The 25,228-nt window shown below is 63.7% G+C and carries 27 protein-coding genes; 16 read left to right on the top strand and 11 right to left on the bottom strand.

Annotation, left to right across the window (positions count from 1 at the left end; all coding sequences use genetic code 11):
• Window positions 1–14: 14 nt before the first annotated feature.
• From HU144_RS18470 to HU144_RS18435, 7 genes are all read right to left on the bottom strand, one after another.
• Window positions 15–1,457, bottom strand: coding sequence for an MFS transporter (locus tag HU144_RS18470; RefSeq protein ID WP_235352532.1), 1,443 nt, complete (start codon window positions 1,455–1,457; stop codon window positions 15–17).
• Between the two features lie 205 nt (window positions 1,458–1,662).
• Window positions 1,663–2,865, bottom strand: a complete 1,203-nt coding sequence (locus HU144_RS18465) for an MFS transporter (protein ID WP_235352531.1) — start codon at window positions 2,863–2,865, stop codon at window positions 1,663–1,665.
• 150 nt (window positions 2,866–3,015) lie between these two features.
• Window positions 3,016–4,323, bottom strand: a complete 1,308-nt coding sequence (gene pcaDC, locus HU144_RS19590; protein WP_442862667.1) for a bifunctional 3-oxoadipate enol-lactonase/4-carboxymuconolactone decarboxylase PcaDC — start codon at window positions 4,321–4,323, stop codon at window positions 3,016–3,018.
• Window positions 4,324–4,329: 6 nt separating this feature from the next.
• Window positions 4,330–5,715 (bottom strand): lyase family protein, encoded by a 1,386-nt coding sequence (locus HU144_RS18450; RefSeq protein WP_235352530.1) that lies wholly within the window; start codon window positions 5,713–5,715, stop codon window positions 4,330–4,332.
• 51 nt (window positions 5,716–5,766) lie between these two features.
• The gene (gene pcaG, locus HU144_RS18445; RefSeq protein WP_198398075.1) at window positions 5,767–6,339 is read right to left on the bottom strand and encodes a protocatechuate 3,4-dioxygenase subunit alpha; all 573 of its coding nucleotides are present in this window, start codon (window positions 6,337–6,339) and stop codon (window positions 5,767–5,769) included.
• A complete protein-coding gene (pcaH, locus tag HU144_RS18440; RefSeq protein ID WP_235352529.1) occupies window positions 6,332–7,132 on the bottom strand; it encodes a protocatechuate 3,4-dioxygenase subunit beta in 801 nt (266 codons plus the stop codon). Before pcaH ends, pcaG begins: the two co-directional genes overlap by 8 nt.
• A gap of 46 nt (window positions 7,133–7,178) precedes the next feature.
• Window positions 7,179–8,363, bottom strand: coding sequence for a 4-hydroxybenzoate 3-monooxygenase (locus HU144_RS18435; RefSeq protein WP_235352528.1), 1,185 nt, complete (start codon window positions 8,361–8,363; stop codon window positions 7,179–7,181).
• A gap of 281 nt (window positions 8,364–8,644) precedes the next feature.
• Between HU144_RS18435 and HU144_RS18430 the strand changes: the two genes are divergently transcribed.
• The 6 genes from HU144_RS18430 (at window position 8,645) to HU144_RS18405 (ending at window position 13,444) form a co-directional block, all read left to right on the top strand.
• A complete protein-coding gene (locus tag HU144_RS18430) occupies window positions 8,645–9,700 on the top strand; it encodes a YeeE/YedE family protein (protein ID WP_235352527.1) in 1,056 nt (351 codons plus the stop codon).
• The gene (locus HU144_RS18425; protein WP_101598479.1) at window positions 9,697–9,921 is read left to right on the top strand and encodes a sulfurtransferase TusA family protein; all 225 of its coding nucleotides are present in this window, start codon (window positions 9,697–9,699) and stop codon (window positions 9,919–9,921) included. The genes HU144_RS18430 and HU144_RS18425 overlap by 4 nt, the downstream gene beginning before the upstream one ends.
• Window positions 9,922–10,183: 262 nt before the next feature.
• Window positions 10,184–10,789 (top strand): SipW-dependent-type signal peptide-containing protein, encoded by a 606-nt coding sequence (locus HU144_RS18420; RefSeq protein ID WP_235352526.1) that lies wholly within the window; start codon window positions 10,184–10,186, stop codon window positions 10,787–10,789.
• Between the two features lie 125 nt (window positions 10,790–10,914).
• Window positions 10,915–11,535: a SipW-dependent-type signal peptide-containing protein gene (locus tag HU144_RS18415; protein WP_235352525.1), complete on the top strand. Its 621-nt coding sequence runs from the start codon at window positions 10,915–10,917 to the stop codon at window positions 11,533–11,535.
• Window positions 11,536–11,537: 2 nt separating this feature from the next.
• Window positions 11,538–12,902: a signal peptidase I gene (locus HU144_RS18410; RefSeq protein WP_235352524.1), complete on the top strand. Its 1,365-nt coding sequence runs from the start codon at window positions 11,538–11,540 to the stop codon at window positions 12,900–12,902.
• Complete coding sequence (locus HU144_RS18405; RefSeq protein ID WP_235352523.1) at window positions 12,899–13,444, top strand: hypothetical protein; 546 nt, start codon at window positions 12,899–12,901, stop codon at window positions 13,442–13,444. Before HU144_RS18410 ends, HU144_RS18405 begins: the two co-directional genes overlap by 4 nt.
• Before the next feature lie 12 nt (window positions 13,445–13,456).
• Here the strand turns inward: HU144_RS18405 and HU144_RS18400 are convergent, their stop codons facing one another.
• Window positions 13,457–14,335, bottom strand: a complete 879-nt coding sequence (locus HU144_RS18400; RefSeq protein WP_235352522.1) for a class II glutamine amidotransferase — start codon at window positions 14,333–14,335, stop codon at window positions 13,457–13,459.
• A gap of 153 nt (window positions 14,336–14,488) precedes the next feature.
• Here HU144_RS18400 and HU144_RS18395 point away from each other — a divergent pair, with 153 nt between their 5' ends.
• The 5 genes from HU144_RS18395 to HU144_RS18375 are packed head-to-tail and all read left to right on the top strand — an operon-like array spanning window position 14,489 to window position 17,772.
• Complete coding sequence (locus HU144_RS18395) at window positions 14,489–15,712, top strand: Fic family protein (RefSeq protein WP_235352521.1); 1,224 nt, start codon at window positions 14,489–14,491, stop codon at window positions 15,710–15,712.
• Between the two features lie 13 nt (window positions 15,713–15,725).
• Window positions 15,726–16,259, top strand: coding sequence for an O-acetyl-ADP-ribose deacetylase (locus tag HU144_RS18390; RefSeq protein ID WP_235352520.1), 534 nt, complete (start codon window positions 15,726–15,728; stop codon window positions 16,257–16,259).
• A 10-nt stretch (window positions 16,260–16,269) separates the two neighbouring features.
• On the top strand, window positions 16,270–16,626 hold the full coding sequence (locus HU144_RS18385; RefSeq protein ID WP_235352519.1) for a VOC family protein: 357 nt from the start codon (window positions 16,270–16,272) through the stop codon (window positions 16,624–16,626).
• Window positions 16,627–16,637: 11 nt separating this feature from the next.
• Window positions 16,638–17,180 carry a thiamine pyrophosphate-binding protein gene (locus HU144_RS18380; RefSeq protein ID WP_235352518.1) on the top strand — a complete coding sequence of 181 codons (543 nt, stop codon included), beginning with the start codon at window positions 16,638–16,640 and terminating at the stop codon, window positions 17,178–17,180.
• A 1-nt stretch (window position 17,181) separates the two neighbouring features.
• The gene (locus HU144_RS18375; RefSeq protein ID WP_235352517.1) at window positions 17,182–17,772 is read left to right on the top strand and encodes a thiamine pyrophosphate-dependent enzyme; all 591 of its coding nucleotides are present in this window, start codon (window positions 17,182–17,184) and stop codon (window positions 17,770–17,772) included.
• Here HU144_RS18375 and HU144_RS18370 read toward each other — a convergent pair.
• Window positions 17,757–18,515 (bottom strand): SDR family NAD(P)-dependent oxidoreductase, encoded by a 759-nt coding sequence (locus HU144_RS18370; RefSeq protein ID WP_235352516.1) that lies wholly within the window; start codon window positions 18,513–18,515, stop codon window positions 17,757–17,759. The two genes, HU144_RS18375 and HU144_RS18370, sit on opposite strands and share 16 nt — an antisense overlap.
• A 192-nt stretch (window positions 18,516–18,707) precedes the next feature.
• Between HU144_RS18370 and HU144_RS18365 the strand changes: the two genes are divergently transcribed.
• Entirely contained in the window at window positions 18,708–19,271 is a 564-nt protein-coding gene (locus tag HU144_RS18365; RefSeq protein ID WP_235352515.1) for a dihydrofolate reductase family protein, read from the top strand.
• 17 nt (window positions 19,272–19,288) lie between these two features.
• On the opposite strand, the gene HU144_RS18360 is transcribed toward HU144_RS18365, so the two are convergent.
• The gene (locus tag HU144_RS18360) at window positions 19,289–19,921 is read right to left on the bottom strand and encodes a GTP pyrophosphokinase (protein WP_235352514.1); all 633 of its coding nucleotides are present in this window, start codon (window positions 19,919–19,921) and stop codon (window positions 19,289–19,291) included.
• Between the two features lie 110 nt (window positions 19,922–20,031).
• Between HU144_RS18360 and HU144_RS18355 the strand changes: the two genes are divergently transcribed.
• Window positions 20,032–20,295, top strand: coding sequence for a DUF2277 domain-containing protein (locus HU144_RS18355; protein ID WP_198398059.1), 264 nt, complete (start codon window positions 20,032–20,034; stop codon window positions 20,293–20,295).
• A 12-nt stretch (window positions 20,296–20,307) separates the two neighbouring features.
• On the opposite strand, the gene HU144_RS18350 is transcribed toward HU144_RS18355, so the two are convergent.
• Complete coding sequence (locus tag HU144_RS18350) at window positions 20,308–21,081, bottom strand: IclR family transcriptional regulator (RefSeq protein ID WP_235352513.1); 774 nt, start codon at window positions 21,079–21,081, stop codon at window positions 20,308–20,310.
• 194 nt (window positions 21,082–21,275) lie between these two features.
• Here HU144_RS18350 and HU144_RS18345 point away from each other — a divergent pair, with 194 nt between their 5' ends.
• The 3 genes from HU144_RS18345 (at window position 21,276) to HU144_RS18335 (ending at window position 25,228) form a co-directional block, all read left to right on the top strand.
• Window positions 21,276–22,739: a benzaldehyde dehydrogenase gene (locus HU144_RS18345; RefSeq protein WP_235352512.1), complete on the top strand. Its 1,464-nt coding sequence runs from the start codon at window positions 21,276–21,278 to the stop codon at window positions 22,737–22,739.
• 66 nt (window positions 22,740–22,805) lie between these two features.
• Window positions 22,806–24,065 (top strand): MFS transporter, encoded by a 1,260-nt coding sequence (locus HU144_RS18340; RefSeq protein WP_235352511.1) that lies wholly within the window; start codon window positions 22,806–22,808, stop codon window positions 24,063–24,065.
• A complete protein-coding gene (locus HU144_RS18335; protein WP_235352510.1) occupies window positions 24,062–25,228 on the top strand; it encodes a PrpF domain-containing protein in 1,167 nt (388 codons plus the stop codon). Before HU144_RS18340 ends, HU144_RS18335 begins: the two co-directional genes overlap by 4 nt.

The raw sequence follows: 25,228 nt of genomic DNA, 5'->3' as shown, positions 1-25,228 counted from the left end.
CATTGGGACTCAGCTCAGCTCAGCTGAGCCTCCATGTCGAGGTCGGAGGTGTCCTTGGCCAGGAACAGGGCGATGAGCGTGAGGATCGCCGCCCCGATGATGTAGAGGCCGCAGTAGAAGATCGTTCCACCTTCGGCCTGCCACAGCGCCACCATGACGAACGGCGCGGGACCTGCACCGATGACGCTGGACATGTTGTAGGAGATCGCCGAGCCTGTGTAGCGCACATTGGCCGGGAACAGCTCCGGCAGGTACGCGGCCATCGGACCGAAAGTCAGTCCCATCAGGATGAATCCGACGATCAGGGCGATGATGACGCCTGGGGTTCCTGAATTGAACAGTACATTGACGACGAGGCCATAGGCGGCGATGAGAACCGTGACTCCCATGAGCATCTTGCGTCGTCCCAGCTTTTCGGCCAGCGGTCCGGAGACCACGGTGAAGATGCCGAAGAACACGACGCCGACGATGAGGTAGGTGAGGAACTCACTCTTCGTGTACCCCAGCCCAGCGACGAACCCGGCGGGATCGAAGCTCGTGCCGGCGGCCTCGGCGGCGGCCTTCGCCTGACCGGTTGTAGCCGGTGACGTGCCGTAGGTGAGGGTGAACGCGGTCATGAAGTAGAAGATCACGTAGGTCGCGAACATGATGAAGGTGCCGAGGATCAGCGGCTTCCAGCTCGTCTTGAAGACAGCAGCGAGCGGGGCCTTGGAGATCTGCTGCTTCTGGGCGACCAGCTGGAAGGCGGGAGTCTCCATGAGGGACATGCGAACGTAGAGGCCGACGGCGACGAGGAGAGCCGAGAGCAGGAACGGGATGCGCCAGCCCCAGGCGAGGAACGCCTCGGGAGAGGTCCATTTGTTGAGCCCGACGAAGAGCAGGTTGGCGATGATGAAGCCGACAGGGGCGCCCAGCTGCGGGAAGGTTCCCCAGATGGCACGTTTGCCCTTCGGAGCGTTCTCGGTGGCCAGCAGTGCCGCACCCGACCATTCGCCGCCGAGTCCGACTCCCTGGCAGAAGCGCAGAAGGACGAGGAGCAGCGGGGCCAGGACGATCCAGCCCGGAGTGCTCGCGGTCGGGAGGAGGCCGATGAGGAAGGTGCCGATGCCCATGATGAGCAGGGAGGCGATGAGTGTCTTCTTGCGGCCGATGCGGTCGCCGAAGTGGCCGAAGATGATGGAGCCCAGTGGTCGGGCGACGAAGGCGACGCCGAAGATCGCGAAGGAGCTCAGCAGCTGGGTCGTCGACGTCTGGTTCGGGAAGAACAGGGCCGGGAACACCAGCGACGAGGCGGTCGCATAGGCATAGAAGTCGAAGAATTCGATCGTGGTGCCGACCATCGAGGCGGTGAGAACCTTGCCCCGGGTGTTGTTCTTCCGAGTCGCTGCGATGACATCGGATTCGGACTCGGGGCCCGGCTGAGCGCTGGGGTTTCCCGGCTGTGTATCGGTGGACATGTTCTTTTGTGCTCCGCTGTTGTCGAGATACGAAGGCACGGGCGGGATGGTGCTCGTGTCAGATGAAAGTCGCCGGACACGGGCGTGAAAGGCGACTGCTAGACACTACTCCTGTCTCACGCAATGCGACCCGAAGGTATCAGAAGTTGAGATTACTTGTACGTCCGAGTGATCTGCGCGACTCAGACGCGAAGCCCCACCGGCCTCAGAGCTCGACGGTCGAGCGGTTCGTCGAGCCGCCTCGGCGCATGGCGATGGCGATGATGAGGACGATGAGCCCGAGCAGGCACAGGCCCACGCCCACCCAGGCCGGGGCGCGGTAACCCAAGCCGGCGGTGATGACGATGCCGCCGAGCCAGGCGCCGAGGGCGTTGGCGAGGTTGAACGCGGCGTGGTTCATGGCCGCTGACAGGCTCGGGGCGTCGTGGGAGTCACGCAGCAGACGCATCTGCAGGGCGGTCGTGATCATCGAGCCGGCGATGCCGATGAGGAAGAGCGCGATGATTGCGACCGCAGCGATGTGGGTGAAGGCGCCGAAGGCGGCGAGCACGATCGCGGAGAGGATCATGCCGCCGATGCCAGAGCGTTCGATGGACTTGTCGACGAGGGGCCCGGCGATGAGGGAGCCGGCGGTCATGCCGAGTCCGTAGACCGCGAGGACCCAGGGGATTGCGACCTCGGGGACGCTGGCGACGTCGGTCATGGTCGGGGTGATGTAGGTGTAGACGGCGAACATGCCGCCGAAGCCCACCGAACCCGCGACGAGGGTGAGGACGATCTGGCTGCGGCCCAGGGCCTTCATCTCGCCGCGAGCCGAGGGGATACCGGCCAGCTTCACCTTCGGTACGCCGACGGCAACCATGATGACAGTGAGGATGCCGAGTGCGGCTACGAGGGCGTAGGCGCTGCGCCAGCCGAACATGTTGCCCAGCGCCGTGGCGATGGGGACGCCGACGATGTTGGCGATCGTCAGGCCCAGCATGACCCGTGCCATTGCTCGGCCGCGACGGTGAGGGGCCACGAGCGAGGACGCGACGATCGCGCCGACACCCAGGTAGGCGCCGTGGGGGAGCCCGCTGAAGAAGCGCGCGATGTTGAACAGGGTCGCGTCGGGGGCGAGCATCGAGGCGAAATTGCCGAGGGCGAAGAGTCCCATGAGGCCCAGCAGCAGATTCTTGCGGTCCATGTGCGCAGCGATCGTGGTGATCAGGGGCGCCCCGACGACGACGCCGATGGCGTAGAACGACACGGCGTGACCGGCCTGGGGGACGGTGATGTCGAGTTCGCGGGCGATGTGGGGCAGCAGGCCCATTGTGGCGAACTCGGTCACACCAATGGCAAACGCGCCGATCGCGAGGGCGAAGACGGCGAACTTGTAGACCCGGCGTGGGTACGGCGCGTCGCTCATGGAGTTCCTTCGGGCGAAGTGAATGATTGGGACCGCGGTGACGCCCGAGGTCGGAGACTCAATCAAGCGATTCACTGCAACCGAACCAGCCTATTGCCCATCGACAGCCACCGATAGCCCCGTGGACGCAATGTGACGATTCGAACAGCGTCAGCCTTCTTCGTCCATCTCCGCCAGTGCCTGCGAAGCCACGGAGAACGCGGTGTTGGCGCTGGGTACCGAGCAGTAGATTGCCGACTGGAGCAGGACTTCCTTGATCTCGTCGCGGCTCAGCCCATTGCGCACGGCGGCCTTGACGTGCATCGCGAGTTCGGCCTCATGCCCACCGGCGATCATCGCGGTCAGTGTGATCGCTGATCGCATGCGCTTCTCGAGGCCCGGGCGGGTCCAGATCTCGCCCCAGGCGTAGCGGGTGATGAGGTCCTGGAAGTCGGCGGTGAAGTCATCGACCTTCGCATTCGCGCGGTCGACGTGAGCGTCGGAGAGGACCTGGCGGCGCACGGTCATCCCGGCCTCGCGCACCTCGTCCCGGCTGGCTTCACGTGGACCAGAGGCGGTGGGCAGATCCGCGGAGGCGGCGTCCGAGTTCTGTGCGCTCGCAGTGTTTCCGCCCCTGCTGTTTCCATCCAGGAAGTCGTGGAGCAGACCCGCGACGACCGCCGGTGCTTCGGCAGGCACGAGGTGGGCGGCGCCCTCGATGACCTCGAGGAGGGCACCGGAGATGCCATTGGCGATCTCGGCGAGTTTGGTCGGTGGGGTCGGCTGATCCTCGGACCCGGCGACGGCGAGAACCGGCAGGGCGATCTCCGAGAGGCGCGAGCGGACGTCGAAGGAGGCCAGTGCGTGGCAAAGCGCGGCATAGGAGAAGCGGTCCGCGTCCTGCAGCGAGTGCAGCAGGGCAGCCGAAGCATCGGGCTCCCGATCCATGAAGCCTTCACCGAACCAACGCTGGGCCGAACCGATGACCTGTGTGGGGGTGCCCGAGGTGGCGACGACCTCCGCGCGTTCCTCCCAACCGCTGGCCTCACCGATCTTGGCTCCGGTGCAGAACACGGCGGCACGATCGAAGCGGTCACCGTGGTCGAGGGCCAGCTGCAGGGCGATCGCGCCGCCGATCGAGTCACCGGCCAGGCTGATGCGGGCAGCAGCAGAACCGGCCACGTCGGGAAGGACTCGGTCGATGGTGGTCAGGACCGCCTCGGCGAGGTCGCTCATCGTCAGCCTGGGCACCTCGGACGTCCCCGCGGGGACGTCGACCGGCGTCGAACGGCCGTGGCCGGGCAGGTCGATGCCGATGACCGTCGTCTCAGGATCCACGCCGCCGAGGTGGGTGGCAGCTGACTGCCACAGCGCGCTCACCGAGGTGCCCAATGAGGGCAGAACGACGAGGACGCGCGGATTCGCAGTGGCGGTGGCAGTGGCGGTCGGTGAGGCAAGGACAGTTGCGGTGAGTTCCACGTCAGGTCACTTTCTTGAGGCGAAGGGGAGGAGGCCCGGCGATACGGGCTCGGGTCCGTTGATGGCGGCAATGATGGTCTGTCGGATATCTTCGGCGTCGCCGAGGTAATTCTCCGGAGAGAAGAAGCTCTCCAGATCGTCATCGGCCTGGCCCAGGGCTGCTTTGAGCGCGGCCACAGGGTCACCACCAGGGGCGATGATGTCCTGAACCTGAGTCTTCGTCAGCCGGTCGCCGAAGGCGATGGTGAGGCGTTCGGCATAGATGCCGGGGCTGGCGGCGTCCACGTTCTTCCGCATTGCATCAGGCTTGACGCTCAGTCCTTCGACCATAGTCTGGAGCATGATGAGGGAGGACACGGCAAGGCCCATGAGCTCGGACAGGGCAGGCCATTCGGCGTGCCAGGCTCCGTCGGAGCGCTCCTCGATCGCCTCGGCCGCGGTCGAAGTCAGTGTGGCCATGAGCCCGGGGGCGCGCATGCCGTTGCGGTGAAGGAGGACCGCCGAGGTGGGATTGACCTTCTGCGGCATCGCCGAGGACCCGCCGGTCGCGGCCAGGCTCAGCTCGCCGACCTCGGGGCGGGTGCCGATGAGCACGTCTCGGGCGATTGAGGCCCCGACCGTCACACATTGGGTGAGGTGAGAGGCCCAGTTGAGAACCCGGACGCGGTCGGTGTGCCAGGGCGCGGGAATGCTGGTGAGCGCGGCGTCGGGTCCGCGCAGCTGCACATGGAATTCGCGCAGCAGCGCCTCGGTCTGGGTTCCCGCGAACTCGCGGATCGCGGCTCGGGTGCCCGCGGCTCCTCCGACCTGCACGTAGTCGATGCGCGGGGTCAGGCTCTGGACCTCGTGGACTTCGGCGGCCCAGGAGGCGATCTTGAGTCCGAAGGTCGTCGGCAGTGCCGGTTGGGTCAGGGTGCGAGCCAAGCACACGGTCGAGGCATGATCCTCGGAGAGCCCGACGAGCACCTCGGCGATGACGTCGAGGCGTGCATGAGTCTGGCGGGCAACTCGGGCCATGAGCAGTCCTAGCGCCGAATCCATGACGTCCTGGCTGGTCAGGCCCTTGTGCAAGGCACGGGACGCATCCGGACCGAGTCGTGAGCGCACGGCCTTGAGGAACGGAATGACCGGGTTGCCACCGGATTCGGCGTCAGCGGCCAGCGTCTCGAGTTCGGCGGAGTCGGAGAGCAGCGACCGGGTGGTGGCTTCGATGCCCGCCACCGCCTCGGCGCGGGCATCGGAGGAGATCAGCCCGGCATGCGCCTGAGCGTTGATCCACGCCGACTCCACATCGCCGAGTGCAGACACGAGGGCGACATCGTCGATGGCCTCGGCGCCTCGCAGGTCGCCCGGGGCGAACAGGAGGCGCGTATGGGCAACGGTGTCAGTCATTGTGTGTCCTCTCCAGTGGCGGCAGCGGTGACTCGGTGTTCGTGAGTCCTGTCAGTCTTCGTGACTGGGGAACCGCAGGAATGGGGTCTCGTTCTCACCCTGCAACCGTATGTCGAAACGCAGCGATCCGTCAGCCCCGCGAGTCGCGATGAGGCGATCCCGCTCGGTCGCATCGAGGGAGGACAGCAGCGGGTCGGCCGCCAGAGCCTCGGTGTCCTCAGGGAGATAGATCCTGGTGAACAGCCTGTTCAGCAGTCCGCGGGCGAAGATGACGACGCTGATGAACGGTGCCTTGCCTGCCTCAGTCGCCCCTGGGTTGAGGGTGGAGAAGACGTAGCGGCCTTCCGGGTCGACCTCGTTGCGGCCGAAACCGGTGAAGGTGAATCCGTCACGGCGCAGCGATCCCGAATTGCGGGAGACGTTGCCGTCCTCATCGGGCTGCCAGATCTCGAGGATCGCATCGGGAACGGGAGCGCCGGCCCCGTCGTAGACATAGCCGTGGAGCTGGACTGCTCCGGCTTTGGCTGGGGGAACGAGTTCATTGTCGCCGGGCCACGGCATGGCGTAGCCGTAGAACGGGCCGACTGTCTGGCCGGGTGTTGCAGTGAGCTTCTGGTCAGTCATCGTCCTCTTCTTCCATCCAGGTGCGGTTGCCTCCGGTGAGCACGATGTCCCAGTTGTAGCCCATGAGGAATTCGTGCTCGGTGATGTTGTGATCGTAGGTGGCGACGAGGCGGTCGCGGGCCTTCTGGTCGGTGATCGACTGGTAGATCGGGTCGAGTGCGAACAGCGGATCGCTGGGGAAGTACATCTGGGTGATCATGCGCTGAGTGAACTCGGAGCCGAAGAGTGAGAAGTGGATGTGGGCCGGCCGCCACGCATTGTGGTGGTTCTTCCACGGATACGGTCCTGGCTTGATCGTCGTGAACGAGTAGGAGCCGTCGTCACCGGTCAGGGTGCGGCCCACGCCGGTGAAGTTCGGGTCGATCGGGGCTGGGTGCTGGTCGCGCTTGTGGATGTAGCGTCCGGCGGAGTTGGCCTGCCAGATCTCAACGAGCTGGTTTCGGACGGGCCGGCCGTTGCCGTCGAGGACGCGCCCGGTGACCTTGATGCGTTCGCCGATCGGCTCCCCGCCGGCCTGGATGGTGAGGTCCGATTCGAGATTCGCCAGGTCGCGGTGGCCGAATGCGGGGGAGAAGAGCTCGATGGTCTCCGGATCCGTGTGCCGAGGGTCCTTCGTCGGGTGTCGGAGAATCGAGGACCGGTACGGCGGGTAGTCCAGGCGCGGCTGTGTCTCGGCCGGTGTGCCGGCGGCAACTGCGTTCTTATGCTCGGTCTCGATGGCTTCGATCTCGGCAGACAGCGTCTGCTGTGACTCGGCCGCGTCGTCCGGGCCGGAGGGTTTCTGTGCTCCCATGTCGAACCTTTCTTCTCGGTGTGGAGGATTGTCTGTGCTGAGCTGCTCAGCCCTTGGGCCAACCTGTGTAGCACTCGGCGAGGTAGCGCCGCCCGTGCTCGGATTCGAGGATCGAATTGAGCTCGCCGAGGCTGCGCTTCGTTTCGAACGCATCCTGGCTGGGGTCGGAATGGAGCATCCGGGTCATCTGGTAGGAGAAGTTCTGAGCTTTCCACACACGTTTCGTCGCGGTCTGCGAATACCCGGCCAGCGCCTCGGCGTCGGAGTTCTTGAGAGCTGAGATCAGCGCCGGGGCAAGCACTGACACGTCGGCGAAGGCGAGGTTGAGGCCTTTTGCCCCGGTGGGAGGAACAGTGTGGGCGCTGTCGCCGGCGAGGAACAGGGAACCATGCTGCATCGGCTCGGTCACGGCCGAGCGGAAGGGCAGGATGTTCTTGTCGATGATCGCACCCGTTTTGAGCTGGAAGCCGTCGGGTCCCTCGACTCGGGACTGCAGCTCCGACCAGATGCGGTCATCGGACCAATCGGCCACCTCGGTGTCGGGGGAGGTTTGGAAGTACATACGCTGTACGGACTCGCTGCGCTGGGAGATCAGGGCGAAGCCGCGTTCGGAGCGGGAGTAGATGAGGACCTCGTGGCTGGCCGGTGCCTCGCAGAGGATCCCGAACCAGGAGAATGGGTATTCGTGGAAGAAGCGCTGCTTCGTGTCTGCTGGGATCATCGCCCGGCAGGGCCCGCGGGAGCCGTCGGAGCCGATGACGTAGCGGGCATTGATCGTCAGTTCCTCGCCGTTCTCGGTCGTCGCACTCACCCACGGCTGTTCGGTCTCGATATCGCCGATCGCGGTGTCGGTGACCGAGTAGAAGGTGGGGCGTCCGGTGCGTCCGCGGGCGGCGGAGAGGTCGACGAAGATCTCGTTCTGCGGGTAGAGCCAGACGGATTCGCCGATGAGGCTCGGGAAGTCGAAGGAGTGGCTGACGCCGTCGACGCGGATGTCGATGCCGTCGTGACGGTGGCCGGCTGTATGTACGCGTGATTCGATGCCCTCGGCCTCGAGCATGCGCACGGACCCGGCTTCGAGGATGCCTGCCCGGTGGGTGTGGGCGATGTCGTCGCGGCTGCGATTGTCGATGACGACCGAATCGATCCCTGCATTGTGCAGCGTGTGGGCGAGCAGCAGCCCGGCCGGACCTGCTCCGACGATGGCGACGTCGGTCTGAAATTCTGGCACCTGGGCCTCCTTGCCGTAATTGTCCTCTCAGTGTGCGCCCAGTCACTGACACAAGGCGAGGAAGTTATCAATGAATGAGAAGAAGAGCTGTGCAGACTCCAGGATCGGCGGGGATTCGAGCAGCGGTGTTGACGAACGGTCAGATTGTTGAGCAGAATGTAGGGCGTTGTGTTCACGAGGTGAGGTCTGAGCGTTTTTCTCAGCCAGCCTCGGTGAAAGATAGCTCAACACATGCATGTATCGTCACGGCAGCCAGCTGCCTACAAGCAGAAAGCTCATGAATGATCATCACCGGACTGATCGTCGGCCTGGCGCTCGGATTCGTCCTCCAGCGGGGACGTTTCTGCGTGACCGGAGCCTTCCGCGATCTCACGTTGACCGGGAACACCAGGTGGTTCTCGGCACTCATCCTCCTCATCGCCGTGCACTCGATCGGGTTGTTCCTGCTCAACGCGCTTGGCGTCATCACCTTGGAGGCCTCGCCGTTCCCCTGGTTGGCGTCGATCATCGGCGGCCTCATCTTCGGCTTCGCCATGGTGCTGGCCGGCGGATGTGCCACCGGCACCTATTACCGGGCCGGTGAAGGTCTCGTCGGCAGCTGGTTCGCACTGATCTTCTATGCGCTCGTCTCCGCAGTGATGAAGAACGGTCCGCTCGCCTCGGTGACGGAGGGGCTGCGCTCGATCACGATCGAAAGCGGCACGCTCCAGGCATCGACGGGGCTGAGTCCGTGGGTCTTCGTTGCGATCATCTCCGCCGTGGCCATTGCCGTCACCGTGCACCACAACAGGAAGACCTCCACGCCCGTCGCGACCCTGCCGCCACTGAAGAAGGGTCTGGCTCATATCCTCACGGAGAAGCGCTGGAACCCGTTCGTCACGGCCGTCGTCATCGGCGTCATCGCCACGATCGCCTGGCCGCTCTCGGCTGCGACCGGACGCAACTCGGGTCTGGGAATCACGACCCCCTCGGCGAATCTCACGACATTCCTGGGCACGGGCGACTCCTCGCTCGTCGACTGGGGCGTCATGCTCGTCATCGGCATCCTCCTCGGATCGTTCATCGCGGCGAAGGCCTCGGGAGAGTTCCGGATTCGCGTTCCCGATCAGGGGACCGTGGTCAAGTCAATCCTCGGCGGAATCGGGATGGGCGTCGGCGCCGCGATCGCCGGCGGCTGCACCGTCGGCAACGCCATGGTCTCGACCGCACAGTTTGAATATCAGGGCTGGGTCGCGACCTTCTTCATGATCGTCGGCGCTGGAGTCGCCGCGAAATTCACCATCAAATCAGGAGCGCGGACAGGTGCCGCGCAGCCCGTAGAGAGCAGGAGCGTATGAAACAGGTATTAGAGACAAACGGTCTTGTCTGCCCATTCCCCCTGGTTGAGGCCAAGGACGCAATCGGCGGAATGGACAACGGAGATGAGCTCGTCATCAACTTCGACTGCACCCAAGCCACCGAGGCGATCCCCCAGTGGGCGGCGGAGAACGGCTACCCCGTGACCCACTTCGATCGCACCGGAGACGCCAGCTGGACGATCACCGTGCAGAAGGCCTGACCGGCCACAGATCTCCTCTCGGTCACACGACCATCCCCGCTGCGGAGGCGGCCCTGCGAATTCGCAGGGCCGCCTCTGTGCTGCCCGCGGGAAGAGTGCGAATATCGACCCGGGGTCGGAGGCTTTCGCTGTTTGGTATTCGCAGATGTGCCGAAAAGCACAGGCGTGATAAGCATTTTTAGTGCAAAAGTAATTGTATGATAATGAACAAGTCACCACTGTTGGTGTTTTGTGCACATATGTGCCTTTTCAAGGAGTCAGAATGACGCAGTCCACGACGCGTTCTCGCAAGTTCAAGGCCATCCTCGCGGGTGGCATCGTTCTGGGTGTCGGAGCTGCGGTGACGCTGGCCGCCTGGACGGACAACGAATGGGCTGAAGGGACCTTCGGTGCCGGTTCGTTCAATGTGCAGGGAAGCACCAATGGAACCGATTTCACCGATCACACCAGTGCCGATGGTGCGGCGAATCTGACATTCGACCTCGACGGCGGCGACAATCTCACCCCCGGCGACACCGTGGCGGCCCCGTTCGTTCTCAGGCTCGACGGCGAAACCTCGTACGACGCGAGCGTGGTTCTCGAAAATGCGGCGGGAAGCGGCGGCAACGCTGAGGCGCTGACCTACGGAATAGTCTCTGTCGCCAACGCAGGCGCCTGCAGCGCGGACGCGACCGGCACCTCGATCGTCCCTGCTGGTACAGCCATCGGCTCTGTCGCAGGCGCCCAGGGCTTTGACCTCACTGCCGGGGCAGACGCCGCTGCAGGGGCACCCGTCACTCTGTGTTTCCAGGTCACCGCCAGTGACAGCCTGACACAGGGTCAGGCCGCAACTGCCCAGTGGCAGTTCACCGCGACCTCGGCTGAATAGCCAGATCGGTCTTCATGAGGTTCACCTCGGGTCCGCCGCGCGACCCCAACCCGCCTGAGCGGGTCTCGTCAGGGCCCCGCTCAGACAGTCGACGGCAAAACCGAGCTCATGCGCGGAATAGTCGAGTGCTGCGCAACCAGCGAATCAAAGCGGTTCTCGCGGGAGGCCTGGTCTTCGGCATCGGCTCCACCGCAACCCTGGCAGCTTGGACCGATACCGAGACCGCTTCGGGGTCATTCGAGGCCGGCAGGTTCAAAATCGACCTGTCAGTCGACAAGACATGGAGCAGCAGCCGTGAGATGACTTTCAAAGGCACCGGAATGTACCCGGGCTCGACGGTCTACGCTCCCGCCTACGTGAGGACGACGGCCGATACCACGATGAAAGGTCAGATCCAGGTCGCAGGCAACGGCGTAGCCGGGACCTCGAACACCGTTGCCGGAAATCTCGAATATCGCGCCGTGACGAAATCGTTTCCCTCGGCTGCTGAGGCCTTCGCCTCTGCCTGCGACGCCTCAGCGTTCTCCGGTTCGCCGAGCTATGTCTTCGGCGGGGGTACTTCCAAACAGCCGTTGAGGACGTCTGTCACGAGTACATCGAAGCAGACGGTCAGCTCCGCAGGAGGGTCGGTCCAGGCCTACTGCTTCGAAGTCGTCCTGCCGACCTCCACTCCGAGTGCTGCCCAGGGAACGAGCGCCGCCCATACGTGGACGTTCAACGGTGAATCTGTTCCGGCAGGTGGCTGACCGTGGGTAAGTGGCTCGGCGGAGCACTGCTCAACGTCCTCGCCGCACTGGGGGCGGTGTGCATCGTCCTCGTCATCCTCAGTTTCGTCTTCAACATATCGATCATGATGTTCAAGACGGGATCGATGAGCCCGACCATCGAAGCCGGATCGATCGCCTTCGTCCAAGAGATCCCCGCCGAGGAGATGAAGGTCGGAGACATCATCACCGCCGATCGCGGCGAGAACGTCCTTCCCGTGACCCACCGCGTGACGTCGATCTTGGACGCTGACAGTTCGTCCGGGCCAGTCACCTTCGAGATGAAGGGCGACGCCAACGAGGCGAAGGACCCCGAGCCGTACACGGCGGACACCGTCCGCAAAGTCATTTTCTCGATTCCAGGGGTCGCGCCCGCCATCCAATCGATGCGTAATCCATTCCTGCTCGGCGGCATCACGATCGCAGCTTCCCTGCTCGTCGTCTGGGCCTTCTGGCCACGACACGCGAAGAAGGACGATAGTGATGAACTCGCGGAGAAAGGCGAGGATGCCACCACGGCTGCGCAGCCTTCGGCGCACTTCACTGCCCAATCAGCCGTGACCCGCTCACCGAAGCATGCTTTCGTGCTGCCGGTCGCGGTTGTGCTGCTGGCGGCCAACAGCGGTCCATTCGGCTCGATCGATGGGCCGATGCCAGTGGTTGCAACCGCTGACGGCGTCGCTGCCTCCGCAGTCGGTGCCACCGCAGAGAGCACCACCGCCGAGGTGCGCGGGCAGTACCTGCGGATGCGTGCCGTTGGTGACGAGTCGAAGATGCTCAGCCTGAGCCCAGGTGCCTCTGCGGACTGGACTGTCGATGTCTGGGCTGACGCGCCGGACCCAGGGACGGTGGAGTTGGAGATCGGCTCCGGACAGCTCACGAGGGCGATTGCAGGCGAGCTTTTCGTTGATGTTCGATCGTGTGCAGAGATCGTGCCGCTGAACCGATGCCCCGATGGTGCCACCGATCTGATTCACCGAACCCCGCTCAACGAGCTCGGAGTCGCTCCGGGAAATGACCGCTTCCTGCTCGAAATGCCCAGTGACGAAAAGCGTCGAGTGCAGGTGACAGTCACTCTGGCCCAGAGCGCCGACGCCGAGGCAGTTGCCGGACAGCGAAGCAGTGTGAGACTGACCGCGATCGGACAAGGAGAAGAGGTGTCCATGGGCCCCGGTGGTCCGGGAGATCCCGATGATCCAGGCGAGTCCGGCCCAGATGCACCCGACGTTACCGGTGATCTGCCACGGACAGGCATCGAAGGATGGCTGTGGATCCTGCTGATTGCCTGCGCACTCATTGCCGTCGGTTCCGCCGTCGTCGCCAGAACACGAAGCGGGAGGAAGTCATGACTCAGCCTCGTAGGCATCAGTCGCTTCGAAGTCGGCGAATCCGTGCCCTCATCGCAGGACTCTTCCTCGTCATGCTCGTGCTCGGCCTATCGGGCGTGCGTTCGACGATGGCTGGATGGACGGGCTCGGATAAGGCCGCAGGGTCGTTCAGCGCCGCGACGATTCCAGCACCAGCCTTGACCAAATCCTGCGAATTCAGATCGGTCCTCGGCCTTGGGGCTCGAGTTAGGGTTTACTGGAAACCGCCGGCGGGCTATCAACTCGATGACATCGTCGTCAAAGCATCTACTCGTGGTCTTGGGTCCGTGTTGGCACCACTGACTGGGTTCAGCCTCACGTCGAACACCACCTCCAACGGTGACGGCACCTATACAACTGATGTACCCACCAACCTCCTCGGCGGACTGCTCGGTCTCGGAACCGAACTGGAGATCGCGTTCGTGGCCGAGCATGAAAGCGGTTGGCAATCGAAGTCCGCCTCCGTCGCGAGCAACGCTGGTCTGCTGGGCGGAATCGGCGGAAACTGTCGCAACCTGACATAAATACTCTGAGCCTCACACCGCCACCACAGTCTCCGCCCCATCCGCCACAGTCAGCCGCATCGCCGTGTTCTGCTCAACGAGGCTCCAGCCCTGATGTTCAATGCCCGACGACGACACGATCATCGCTCCATCGTCGATGCGCCGCCAGCTCATCCGGTAGTAGTGGTCCTTGTGATCGAGCGGCAGTTCACCGCCGGTGCCGGAAGTGTCGAAGTTCTTATATGGAATCGGTGTTCCCGAAGTCGCATGAACGACGATCATCTCCTCGGCATTGAGGACGAGCAGATTGATCCCCGGATGGTCGAAGTCTGCCTGCAGCATCCGGACAGTCGCGATGGTGGCGTCGAACAGAGTTTCGCCCTGACCCACGCGTCGCAAAATGAGGGCGAACATGATTGCGGTGTCCGTAGTTCCGCCGATGCGCTCGGCCTCGGCAGTCGTGACGTATTCGCGTAGGCGTTCTATCGGATGGATGGACCCGTTGTGCGCCAGGGCGATGTTGTCGGCGAGGAAAGGGTGCGAATTCTCGGTGAGGTCGACAGCCCCGTGCGTGGCCATGCGGAAGTGAGTGATCCGCGCGGCCGTCGGACGGATGGTGAGGACTTCCGTGAGATGAGGGTCGTCTGCTCCCTCGTGCGGGGTGCGATACCTTTCAAGACGTCCTCCCCGAGACACGGTGTCCTGCACGCCGGGTCCGGTGTCTAAGGTGCCCGAGGTGGTTCCCCGCGGACGGGCAGATTCGGCTGAATCAGATTCCGGTCGGATCCACGCGGTGCCCCAGCCATCGGCATGGAGTCGGCCCAAGTTCTGCCACTGCCGACATTCCTCGGCACCGATGAGATCGGCTGCGCTCGCCGGAGTGGGGGAAATATAGCCGAGAAGTCTGCACATGGTTCGTCGTTTCCTTCCGCAGAAGGCCGTCTGCCTTGCCGAGGCGGGTGTGTCGTGTCAGCCTACGCCGGTGGATCTCTCGACTGAGAAGTGTGAATTAGTTAGACTCTAACCAACGGATACACGTTTAAGTGTTAATAAGGAGTTCGCGTCATGACGGATCTCAAGGTACCAATACCGTCGATGGGCAGTGAAGAACTGAACTGGTCACCGGTCAATCCGGACATGCTCAGTCGTCGGGAGGTTCAGCGCCAGACGGGGGCCTATCGTGCCGTCCTGGTGCCAGAGATCGCGCAGTGGGAGGTGCGTCTGCCGGCTGAAGTACATGCTGACGTCGACGATGCAACCGGCGCTTTGGCTCGGGTCGACGGGTTCGCATCCGGAAGACTCGGCCCGAACGCTCGTATGGGCGGTCCAATGCCGACCATATTACTGCGGACCGAGAGTGCATCAAGCTCACAGATTGAACAGCTGACAACATCGGCTCTGCAGTTGGCGCTAGCGTCCATAGACGAGACGGTGAAGGCCAATGCCACAACAGTTCTGGGCAACGTGCATGCCATGGAGACCGCGATCGGGATGTCGGGTCAGATGTCCCTCGAGTCGATTCTCGACATGCATCGGGCTCTGCTGGAGGGCGATCGAATGATGGCTTCCGAGGCCGGAGCACTCCGCGAGCAGCAGGTATGGATCGGACCGGGAGGAAGTGGGCCGTTGCTCGCTGATTTTGTACCGCCGGCGCACCACCGAGTTCCTCCAGCGATAGACGATCTCGTCGCATTCATCGCGCGGGAGGATCTTCCCGTGTTAGTTCAAGCCGCCATCGCACACGCGCAGTTCGAGACCATACACCCGTTCGCCGACGGGAACGGCAGGACTGGTCGCGCTCTGATCCACGCAATTCTCAAGGAGAAGGGCCTTGTCACCACCTCGGTAATACCGATTTCGGCAGGGTTGCTCACCGACATCGGAGCGTACTTCGCCGCCCTCGGTGCATTCCGCTCGGGTGATGCCGGACCCATCATTGCTCAGTTCACTCGTGCCGCTCGTTTCGCCAGCCATTCGGGCAGGCAGCTCATGGACGAGTTGCTCACCGTGCTCAATGAGATGGAGCACGCGCTGGCAGGAGTGAGGCGCGACTCGTCAGCATGGACTTTGCTGCCCATGCTGATCGCGCAACCAGCAGTTAATCTCAGTTTCGTCGCCGTTGCCCTCGGCACCAATCAGATGACGGCGATGCGTGCGGTCGACACATTGGTCGATCGTGGCATTCTGCACGAGGCGACCGGACGTAGAAGGAATCGCATCTGGCAGCAGCCCGGCGTATTGAGCGTTCTCGACGCATTCGCTGACGGCGCACGAAGAGGAGGGCTATGACTAGACTTGAATCATGAAGATCACGGTACTCGAGGGAGACATCACCGAGGCGTCCGTGGACGCGATCGTCAATGCCGCCAACTCAAGTCTGCTCGGCGGAGGCGGCGTCGACGGCGCCATCCACACGGCAGCCGGACCCGAACTGCTCGAGGCCTGCCGAGAGGTACGCCAAACCAGCTACCCGCGCGGACTTCCCGCAGGTCAGGCCGTCGCCACGACCGCCGGCGCGCTCAAGGCCAAGTGGGTCATCCACACCGTCGGCCCGAATCGTCACCAGGGCGAGGCCGACCCCGAGGTGCTTGAGTCCTGTTTCGAATCCAGCCTCAACGCAGCCGAGGACCTCGGCGCCACCTCGGTGGCCTTCCCTGCCATCGGCGGGGGAGTCTACGGCTGGTCGGCCCGAGACGTCGCCGAGGCGGCCCACGCCGTCATCGTCGACGGCCGCGAACGCGGGCGCTGGGAGTCCATCGCCGAGGTGGTCTTCGTCCTCTTCAGCGACTCGATGACGAGCGTGTTCTGCCAGGTCTTCGACCACGACCAATGGTGAGGAAGATCCAATGAAGGTCCACGACGTCATCCCCGACATTCCGGTATCCGACATCGAAGCGGCCCGAGGGTTCTACGAAGACTTCCTCGGTCTGAGCACCGAGGAGTTCAACTTGGGCTGGGTGGCCCGCTTCACCTCGGCGGAGACCGGAGCTCACGTCCAGCTCGTCACGAAGGACGCCACCGCACCCGTCACCCCGGTGCTCTCGCTCAAGGTCGACGACATCGATGCCGCCTTCGCCGAGTCAGTTGATCGCGGACTCGACATCGTCCATCCGCTCACCACCGAGGAATGGGGCGTGACGCGCTTCTTCGTCCGCGATCCTGACGGCAACGTCATCAACATCACCCAACACCGAGTCACCTAATGAGGAAATCCGTGACAACGAAGTCATGTACGCAGGCTGTCGCCGATGGGATCTGGGGCGCCGGTGCCGACCTCATCGGCTACATCCCATCCGTCACCATCGCTCCTGTCATCGAGCATCTGGTCGCCGCCGACCGCGGGACCGCCGGAAGCTCGGAGCGAGTGAAGCCGCTCTCCCGCGAAGAGGAGGCAGTCGGAGTCCTCGGTGCACTGCCGCTGGCGGGGAAGTTCGGGGCCGTCGTCATGCAGGACAACGGCTTCGGCAACAGCCTCACGGCACTGACGACATTCTCGATGTCCTATCACCTGCCGCTCCTCATCTTCGCCAACACCCGTGGCGGTCCGGGGGAGTACAACTCGATGATCCACTCGATCAGCCAACCCATGCCGACGGTGCTGCGCACGGTAGGACTCCAAGTCCTCGAACTCGACCGCCGATCCTCGGCTGATGATTGGGAGCAGACCGTCGCCGAGGCGGGTGTTCACGCCCGTATGACCTACCGTCCGGTCGTTGTCCTCGGCTCCTTTTGGAACACAGATGGGAAGGTGGCCTGAGATGAAGCGCATCGAAGCACTCGACGTCCTCAACGAACTGACCGCCGAACTGCCGGTCGTGGTGACGTGTGCTGCGACCAGTCGTGAGCTGGCGTCCGTGGAGAACCGGGACAACCACTTCTACGTCCTCGACTCGATGGGCCTCGTCGGCTCCATCACCACAGGCCTCGCCCTGGCGGCCAAGGACTCCGACCTGCCCAAAGTCATCGGTCTCGAAGGCGACGGATCCTTGCTGATGAACCCGAACGTGCTGCCCACAGGGGGATTCTTAGGTCCCGAGAAGCTGCTCCTCATCGTCCTCGACAATCAGGTGTACGGATCGACTGCCGGACTGCCAACATATTCCTCCCGTGTTGACCTCGGCGCGATGGCCGAGGCGGCGGGCTGGACCGTCAGCCGGGCCGAGGACGAACCACAGCTGCGCGCCGAATTCGATCGCTTGCTCGAAACGACTGGGCCGATCCTGCTGCACGTGAGCATCGAGCCGGGCAACGCTGCCGGCATTCCCAAGCTCCTCGTCGACCCGGTGGTCCTCGCCCACCGGTTCCACAGCTGGCTGACGGCGAGATTAGGAGCTCACACTGCGGTATAGCCCCCGTCGATGAGGTAGTAGGCGCCGGTGACGAAGGAGGCGTCGTCCGAGAGCAGGAAGTTCACGACCTTTGCGACCTCCTCGGCGGTGCCCAGGCGGCCGAGCGGATGCTTGGCCTTGAGGCCTTCCAGGGCCTCGGCATCCATGCTGCTCTCCAGCAGCGGGGTCGTGATGTAGCCGGGCCCCACGGAGTTGATGCGCAGACCCTGATCGCCATACTCGGCAGCGGCGTTCTTCGTAATGCCGACGACGCCGTGCTTGGCCGCGGTGTAGGCGCCGTTGTTGATCGCGGCGACCGAGCCGTGGACAGACGCCATGTTCACAATCGCTGATTCCTTGGCTCCGGCTTTGAGCATCGCTGGGATCTGGTAGCGCATGCCGTAGAGCACACCGTTGAGATTGACGTCGATGACCTTGTCCCAGTTGTCCAGGTCGGTTTCGCCCGCTGGTACCTGCTTGCCGCCGATGCCGGCATTGTTCACGGCATAGTTGAGTCCGCCGTAGGTGTCGATCGCGAACTCCACGACCTTCGCGGAGTCGTCCTTGACGCTGGTGTCCTGCTTGATCGCCGAGGCGGTTCCACCGTTCCCGGTGATCTCATCGACAACTCGCTGGGCTGCGTCGAGATCGATGTCGGTGACGACGACCTTCGCGCCCCTGGCAGCGAGATCCTTAGAAATGGCTTCGCCGAGTCCGGAGCCTCCGCCGGTGACGAGCGCGACCTTGTTCGTGAAATCTGCCATTGCGATGACCTTCTTTCATTCTTCGATGAGCCATACTCTGTGGCTCTCACCAGCTGCAACGAAGTTCAAGGTGCCGAAATTCCGTCTGCTCGGTCACGTCGTCTGCTTCTTACCTTGCTACTGCCGAGCGGCAGTGGTTCAATGGGGAGAAAGTGATTGTCAAACGCAATCACTTCTGCTCAAGGAGGAGCGATGGCAAGAGTCACATGGGGTTTCACGAGCTCACTCGACGGGTTCATCACCGGCCCGAATCACGACATGTCCTGGATGGCCGGGCTCGGTTCGCTCTCAGACGGCACCGTCGAGGACCTCGCCTCGCAGGTCGCCGTCATCATCTCCGGTCGTCGTGGCTACGACGCGGCCAAGGCACAGGCAGCCGAGCGCGACGAAATGACCTCCGAAGCCTACGGCGGAGCGTGGGAAGGCACCGAGTTCATCCTCACCCACCGTCCCCAGGAGCTCGCCGAGGACACGACGATCACAGCCGTGAACTGCTCCATCGCAGAGGTGGTCGATCGGGCCCAGGCCATCGCCGGTGATCGTGACATCCAGATCATCAGCGCCGATATCGGCAGGCAGGCGCTCGAGGTCGACCTCATCGACGAGATGCAGGTCTTCGTCGCGCCCATCTTCCTCGGCGACGGCACGCGCATCTTTGACGTCCCCGGCGGCAGGCGCGTCTATTGGGAGCTCATCGCAGAGGATGACGCCAACAAGGACGCTTGGTTTCGCAGATTTCGCCCGAAGCAGCCGTAGGGCTCGGGCCACGGGTCTCAGGCCTCGCGCCTGCTCAGCTCCCACAGGGTGCGCATCGCCTCGTCATCGAAGTCCTCGCTGGCCGAGCCGTCGGGGTCACCGTCGTGGACCTCGGCGTGCAGCTGTTCCATCTTGCGATCGAGCTGGCCGACTACCTCGGCGGCCTGAGTGAGTTCCTCGACGAGCCGGTCGGGAACTTCGCCTGCGAACTTGTAGTGGATCTTGTGTTCCAGGCTGGCCCAGAAGACCATGGCGATGGTGCGGATCTGGACCTCGCAGATCACCGGGGTCGGGCCGCCGCTGAGGAACACGGGCACCTCGAGGATCGCATGCAGGCTCTTGTAGCCGTTGGGCTTCGGGTGGGCGATGTAGTCCTTGATCTCCACGACCCGAACATCATTCCGCGAGGTCAGCATGTCGAGCACATGGTAGGTGTCGGCGATGAAGCTGCAGGTGATCCGGATGCCCGCGATATCGGTGATCTTCGTGCGGATGACATCGAGGTCGAGGATGGAGATCTTGGTCAGCAGCTCGTCGATGACGAAGCGATGTTCCATGAGCAGTCTGGAGAAGTCGCGCCGCAGGGTTCGCACGCTCGGGACTTGACCAGGAGTCAGCGCCACGCTCGAGGGTGGGATTCGACCGGTCATCGTTCTCCATAGCTGGGCTGGTGAAGGAGCTGGCTGTTGAGGGGACGCCTGGCCAGTCTATCGGCGGCAGACCCCTGTCCTGTGTCAGTCCCGCAGCGTACCGTTGGAACATGTGCAGGAACATCAGAACCCTTCATAACTTCGAACCCCACGCGACATCGGACGAAGTGCACGCCGCAGCGCTCCAGTACGTGCGCAAGATCGCGGGCACGACGAAACCCTCCCAAGCCAATGCGGAGGCCTTCGAGGCAGCCGTCGACGAGATCGCTCACACGACTCAGCATCTCCTCGACGCATTGGTGACCACTGCTCCGCCGAAGAACCGTGAGGTCGAGGCCGAGAAGCGACGAGCCAGATTCAAAGCCCGCGCGTGACGAGCCGGGAGATCAGTCCACCACGGATTTGCCCTGAGCCTCGAGATCCTTCGTGATCCCCGCCGAGGCGGTGCGCAGGGCCTGCATGATCGCTGGGCCACCCACATGGTGCTCGGAGTCGACGACGACGCCGATGCCGGCGATCGTCAGCCCATGACTGTCGAAGACGGGAACCGCAATACCGGTGGTGCCGTCATCGATATGTCCGGCAAGTTCTGCGAAGTGATACGTCCGGATCGTGGCCAGCATCTTTCGCAGCACAGCCGGATCGGTCGTCGTCTTCTCGGTGATTGCGGCCAGCGGTCCGCGCAGGTAGGCCTCCCGCACGTGCTTGGGGGCGTGGGCGAGCAGCACCAGCCCACACGAGGACGCATGCGCAGGAAGTCTCCCCGCTGTCTTCGAGCGGTGGATGACTGCGGTCGGTTTCGACATCCGCTCGATGATGAGGACCTCACGTTCGCGCAGGATCCCCAGTTGGGTGTTCTCGCCGACGAAATCGTGGGCGGCCATCATGTGCGGTCTGGCCACGGTCGCGAGATCGACGGCGTCGGAGGCGCGGTTCGACAGCTCCCACATTCCCACTCCGATCCTGATCCGACCGTTGGGGTCACGCTGCAGGAGATTGTGCCGCATCATGTCGTTGATCAGCCGGTACGCCGTGGACTTCGGCAATGCCGCTCGTGCGGAGAGTTCCTCGGTGCTCAGGCTCTGGTGATCAGGATCGAAGGAACCGAGGACTCGGACCAGCCGATCGATCATCGAGTCGCCCGATTGAGAGTTCGCCATGACCGCAATCGTAGCCCCGGAGCACTCGTATTCTCAATCAATGGGCCAACGATGGCTCCCCGTGGTCCGCATCACTATTGTGGCCGATAAGCGTGGCAATCACGTGGATCACCCATGCCCGAAAAAGCCGACCTCGAAGGAGCGGGCGCCACAACAGTCACAACCCGACCAGAGCAGGAATAGGGGAGAAAGACATGAGCGAGAACAGCTTCCTAGGTGCCCAGTGGCACGGCAAGATCTTCACCGGCGCGTGGACGAACGGCGCAGACGAGTCCTATGACGTCATCGAACCCGCCACAGGCCAGACCTTGGGGCGCTTGGGCGCTGCGAACGCCGATGACGTGAACAAGGCCGCCACCCGTGCAGCGGCAGCACAGAAGGAGTGGGCGAAGACGCCACCTGCCGAGCGTGCCGCTGTCCTCCGCCGGGCCGGCGCTCTGTGGGCCGAGCACGCCGAGGAGATCTCCGACTGGATCGTCCGCGAATCAGGTGGGATTCCAGCCAAGGCCGGACTGGAAGTCAGCTCTGCAGAGCAGATCTGCTTTGAATCCTCTGCCCTGCCCAGCCACCCCAAGGGGCAGGTCCTGACCTCGAACGAACCTCGCTGGTCCTTCTCCCGCCGGGTGCCCGCCGGAGTCGTCTCCGTCATCGCACCATTCAACTTCCCACTCATCCTCTCCATCCGCTCGGTCGCTCCGGCGCTGGCCCTGGGCAATGCGGTCCTGCTCAAACCGGACCCACGCACCGCGGTCTGCGGCGGTGTCACCCTGGCCCGGATCTTCGCCGAGGCGGGGCTTCCCGAGGGACTCCTGCAGGTGCTCCCCGGAGGCCGGGAAGCCGGCGAAGCAGTGGTCTCTGCTCCCGAAGTATCGGTCATCTCCTTCACCGGTTCGACGGCAGCCGGGCGCAAGGTCGGCGAAACCGCCGGACGCCTCCTCAAGCGCTGCCACCTGGAACTGGGTGGAAACAACGCCCTCATCGTCCTGCCCGGGGCAGAAGTCGGTCCGGCCACCTCGGCGGGGGCCTTCGGCTCCTGGATGCACCAGGGTCAGATCTGCATGACCACGGGTCGCCATCTCGTCCACGAGTCCATCTACGACGAATACGTCGAACAGCTGGCCGAGCGTGCCCGGAACCTGCCCGTGGGCAATCCCGCCACCGAGGAGGTCGCACTGGGGCCGATCATCGACGACAAGCAGCGAACGAATGTCCGCGACATCATCGACAAGGCCCAGGCCGACGGTGCACGACTCGTCGCCGGAGGAACCGGCGAGGGTGCATTCGTGCCGCCGACCGTGCTTGCCGATCTCAGTCCCTCGAACCCAGCCTGGACGCAGGAGATCTTCGGACCCGTGGCACCCGTGAGTCGCTTCTCGACTCTTGAGGAGGCCGCGGAACTGGTCAATGCCAGCGAATACGGGCTGTCGGTGGGCATCCTCGGCGATGTGGGCATGGCCATCGAACTGGCCGACCTCGTCGACTCCGGCAAGGTCCACATCAATGAGCAGACCGTCTCTGATGAGGCGAATGTGCCCTTCGGCGGCACGAAGGACTCCGGCAACGGATCCCGCTTCGGTGGGGCCGAGGCCAACATCGAAGCCTTCACCGAAACCCAGTGGGTCACGATGCGCTCGCAGATCGCACCGTACCCCTTCTGATTCGCTGACCGTCCACCCACGAAGACGGTCCAACCACACTGACCTACTGAACGACCGGAGACACTGATGTCCACACCTGCCGCAGCCCCTAGCGCTGCCAACACTGCCCGCGCCAGCGATACCCGCTGGCCGGCGATCCTGTGTTGGCTGGCCGTCGCACTCGAAGGCTTCGACCTCGTCGTGCTGGGCGCAGTGATCCCCGAACTTCTGGCGACCAACGCCATCGGCTTCACTCCTGAGGCTGCGACCCTCGTCGCGACCTTGAGCTTGGTGGGTGTGGGCCTCGGTGCCGCGGCGGTGGGACCGATCGCCGACCGCTTCGGGCGCCGTTACACGATCATCTTCTGCGTGCTCTTCTTCTCCATCTTCACGATTCTCGTCGCGTTTTCCCCGAACGTCGCCCTGTTCACAACCTTCCGGTTCATCGCCGGACTTGCCCTGGGTGCCGTGATGCCCGGCTGCCTCGCCTACATCAGCGAGCACAACAAATCGGGCAAGACCGGCAAAGCGACGACCCTGACGATGACCGGCTACCACGCCGGTGCCGTGGCGATCTCACTGCTCGCCGTCTTCTACTCGCACAACTGGCACCTGCTCTTCATCGCCGGTGGTGTCGCCGGCCTCGTCCTCGTCCCGCTGCTGTGGTGGAAGCTGCCCGAATCTCAGGAGTTCGTCGCCGCTCAGGTCGCGAAGCAGGCACCTGCGGAATCCACTGCCGTGGCCCCGAAGACCGGCATGGCCGGACTCTTCGTCGGACGGTTTAAGCTGGTCACGATCGGTGTCTGGGCCGCCAGCTTCATGGGTCTGCTGCTCGTCTATGGACTCAATACCTGGCTGCCGAAGATCATGGCCGATGCGGGCTATGAGGTCTCCGACTCCCTCGTCATGCTCTTCGTGATGAACATCGGCGCCGTCGTCGGACTCGTTATCGCCGGCTGGTTGGCGGACAAGCACGGCACCAAACCGATCGTGCTCATGTGGTTCCTCTTGGCAGCCGTGTTCCTCGCGGCACTGAGCATCCCGATGACGAGCCAGATCCTGCTCAACATCGCCGTCTTCATCACCGGTGTCTTCGTCTTCTCCGCTCAGGTCCTCGTCTACGCCTTCGTCTCCGCGATCTACCCACCCACGGCACGCGGCACCGCGATCGGCATGGCCTCGGCAGTCGGCCGCATCGGCGCCATCGTCGGACCGTTCATCACCGGCACCCTCGTCACGGCAGGTATTGCCTACCCGTGGGGCTTCTATCTCTTCGCCGTCGTCGCCGTCCTCGGCTTCGCCGCGATGGTCATCGTTCCGAAGGCTGTGGACGCCGCAGGCCGATGACCGACTGGATCGATGCCGCGTTCGTCCGCGGAGGCACGAGCAAGGGACTCTACTTCCGTATCGATGCCCTGCCCGAGCTGGACAGGGTGCCAGCCCAGGGCGACGCCGGTGACACCTCGGCGTGGGATGCGATCTTCTGTTCTGCGCTCGGCTCCCCGGATGCCTTCGGCCGCCAGCTTGATGGCATGGGTGGTGGGATCTCATCGCTGTCGAAGGTGATGGTCGTGTCCGCGTCGACGCGGACAGGTGTCGACCTGGACTACACCTTCGGTCAGGTCGATGTCGCCGAGGCGGTCGTGGACTATTCGGGCAACTGCGGAAATCTGTCCTCGGGTGTCGTGCCCTTCGCCCTGCTGGCCGAGATCATCTCCGCGGCCGATGGGTGGCACGTATTCCGTCTGTTCAACACCAACACCGGCAAGCTCGTCGACGTCGGCCTCACCGTCGTCGATGGACAGGCCGCGGTCGCAGGGGACTTCGAACTCACCGGGGTCAGCGGCACCGGAGCACCGATCGAGCTCATCTACCCCGATCCGGCAGGCAGCCGCACCTCGGGGATTCTGCCCACGGGAGCTGCCTCGGAGTCGATCGACGTCGATGGAGGCATGATCGAGGTCTCCATGGTCGATGCGGCATTGCCGGTAGTCATAGTGCCTGCAGGCGCGATCGGTCTCAACGGCGATGAGTCTCCCGAGTCCATCGACGCCAATCGTCCCTCCACCCTGATGATCGAGGAACTGAGACGCAAAGCAGCCGTGCGAATGGGCTTGTGCGAGTCTCCGGAGACCGCCCCGCAGGTCGTGCCCAAGGTCGCGGTCGTGACCTCACCGAAGCCAACGACCCTGCTCGACGGCACCACCTCGGCGGCTGAGGATTCCGATGTCGTCGTCCGCATGATCTCCATGGGCCAGACCCACAAGGCTGTACCGGGCACCGGAGCAATGTGCTTGGCAGCTGCCGCGCAGATCTCTGGAACAATCGTTTACGGAATATTCCACAGATCCGAGCGTTCAATGCCCGGCCCCGAGGTGCGTCTGGGCACACCCTCTGGCGTTGTCACAGCCTCCGCCGTCTGGGATGAAGCGCAGAAAACCGTGACTGCTGCTTCCCTGTACCGCACCGCCCGGGTGCTCATGCGCGGCCAGGTCGCGGTTGAGAGCTGA

The organism is Brevibacterium sp. UCMA 11752 (genome assembly GCF_021532235.1).
Taxonomy (GTDB): domain Bacteria; phylum Actinomycetota; class Actinomycetes; order Actinomycetales; family Brevibacteriaceae; genus Brevibacterium; species Brevibacterium antiquum.
Note: the sequence above shows the minus strand (reverse complement) of the source record. Positions and strands in the feature narration are given on the sequence as shown.

Coding starts and splice junctions, on each gene's coding strand:
- HU144_RS18470 (WP_235352532.1), bottom strand. CDS start 1,457: ATGTCCACCGATACACAGCCGGGAAACCCCAGCGCTCAGCCGGGCCCC.
- HU144_RS18465 (WP_235352531.1), bottom strand. CDS start 2,865: ATGAGCGACGCGCCGTACCCACGCCGGGTCTACAAGTTCGCCGTCTTC.
- HU144_RS18450 (WP_235352530.1), bottom strand. CDS start 5,715: ATGACTGACACCGTTGCCCATACGCGCCTCCTGTTCGCCCCGGGCGAC.
- pcaG (WP_198398075.1), bottom strand. CDS start 6,339: ATGACTGACCAGAAGCTCACTGCAACACCCGGCCAGACAGTCGGCCCG.
- pcaH (WP_235352529.1), bottom strand. CDS start 7,132: ATGGGAGCACAGAAACCCTCCGGCCCGGACGACGCGGCCGAGTCACAG.
- HU144_RS18430 (WP_235352527.1), top strand. CDS start 8,645: ATGATCATCACCGGACTGATCGTCGGCCTGGCGCTCGGATTCGTCCTC.
- HU144_RS18425 (WP_101598479.1), top strand. CDS start 9,697: ATGAAACAGGTATTAGAGACAAACGGTCTTGTCTGCCCATTCCCCCTG.
- HU144_RS18420 (WP_235352526.1), top strand. CDS start 10,184: ATGACGCAGTCCACGACGCGTTCTCGCAAGTTCAAGGCCATCCTCGCG.
- HU144_RS18405 (WP_235352523.1), top strand. CDS start 12,899: ATGACTCAGCCTCGTAGGCATCAGTCGCTTCGAAGTCGGCGAATCCGT.
- HU144_RS18400 (WP_235352522.1), bottom strand. CDS start 14,335: ATGTGCAGACTTCTCGGCTATATTTCCCCCACTCCGGCGAGCGCAGCC.
- HU144_RS18395 (WP_235352521.1), top strand. CDS start 14,489: ATGACGGATCTCAAGGTACCAATACCGTCGATGGGCAGTGAAGAACTG.
- HU144_RS18390 (WP_235352520.1), top strand. CDS start 15,726: ATGAAGATCACGGTACTCGAGGGAGACATCACCGAGGCGTCCGTGGAC.
- HU144_RS18385 (WP_235352519.1), top strand. CDS start 16,270: ATGAAGGTCCACGACGTCATCCCCGACATTCCGGTATCCGACATCGAA.
- HU144_RS18375 (WP_235352517.1), top strand. CDS start 17,182: ATGAAGCGCATCGAAGCACTCGACGTCCTCAACGAACTGACCGCCGAA.
- HU144_RS18370 (WP_235352516.1), bottom strand. CDS start 18,515: ATGGCAGATTTCACGAACAAGGTCGCGCTCGTCACCGGCGGAGGCTCC.
- HU144_RS18365 (WP_235352515.1), top strand. CDS start 18,708: ATGGCAAGAGTCACATGGGGTTTCACGAGCTCACTCGACGGGTTCATC.
- HU144_RS18360 (WP_235352514.1), bottom strand. CDS start 19,921: ATGACCGGTCGAATCCCACCCTCGAGCGTGGCGCTGACTCCTGGTCAA.
- HU144_RS18355 (WP_198398059.1), top strand. CDS start 20,032: ATGTGCAGGAACATCAGAACCCTTCATAACTTCGAACCCCACGCGACA.
- HU144_RS18350 (WP_235352513.1), bottom strand. CDS start 21,081: ATGGCGAACTCTCAATCGGGCGACTCGATGATCGATCGGCTGGTCCGA.
- HU144_RS18345 (WP_235352512.1), top strand. CDS start 21,276: ATGAGCGAGAACAGCTTCCTAGGTGCCCAGTGGCACGGCAAGATCTTC.
- HU144_RS18340 (WP_235352511.1), top strand. CDS start 22,806: ATGTCCACACCTGCCGCAGCCCCTAGCGCTGCCAACACTGCCCGCGCC.
- HU144_RS18335 (WP_235352510.1), top strand. CDS start 24,062: ATGACCGACTGGATCGATGCCGCGTTCGTCCGCGGAGGCACGAGCAAG.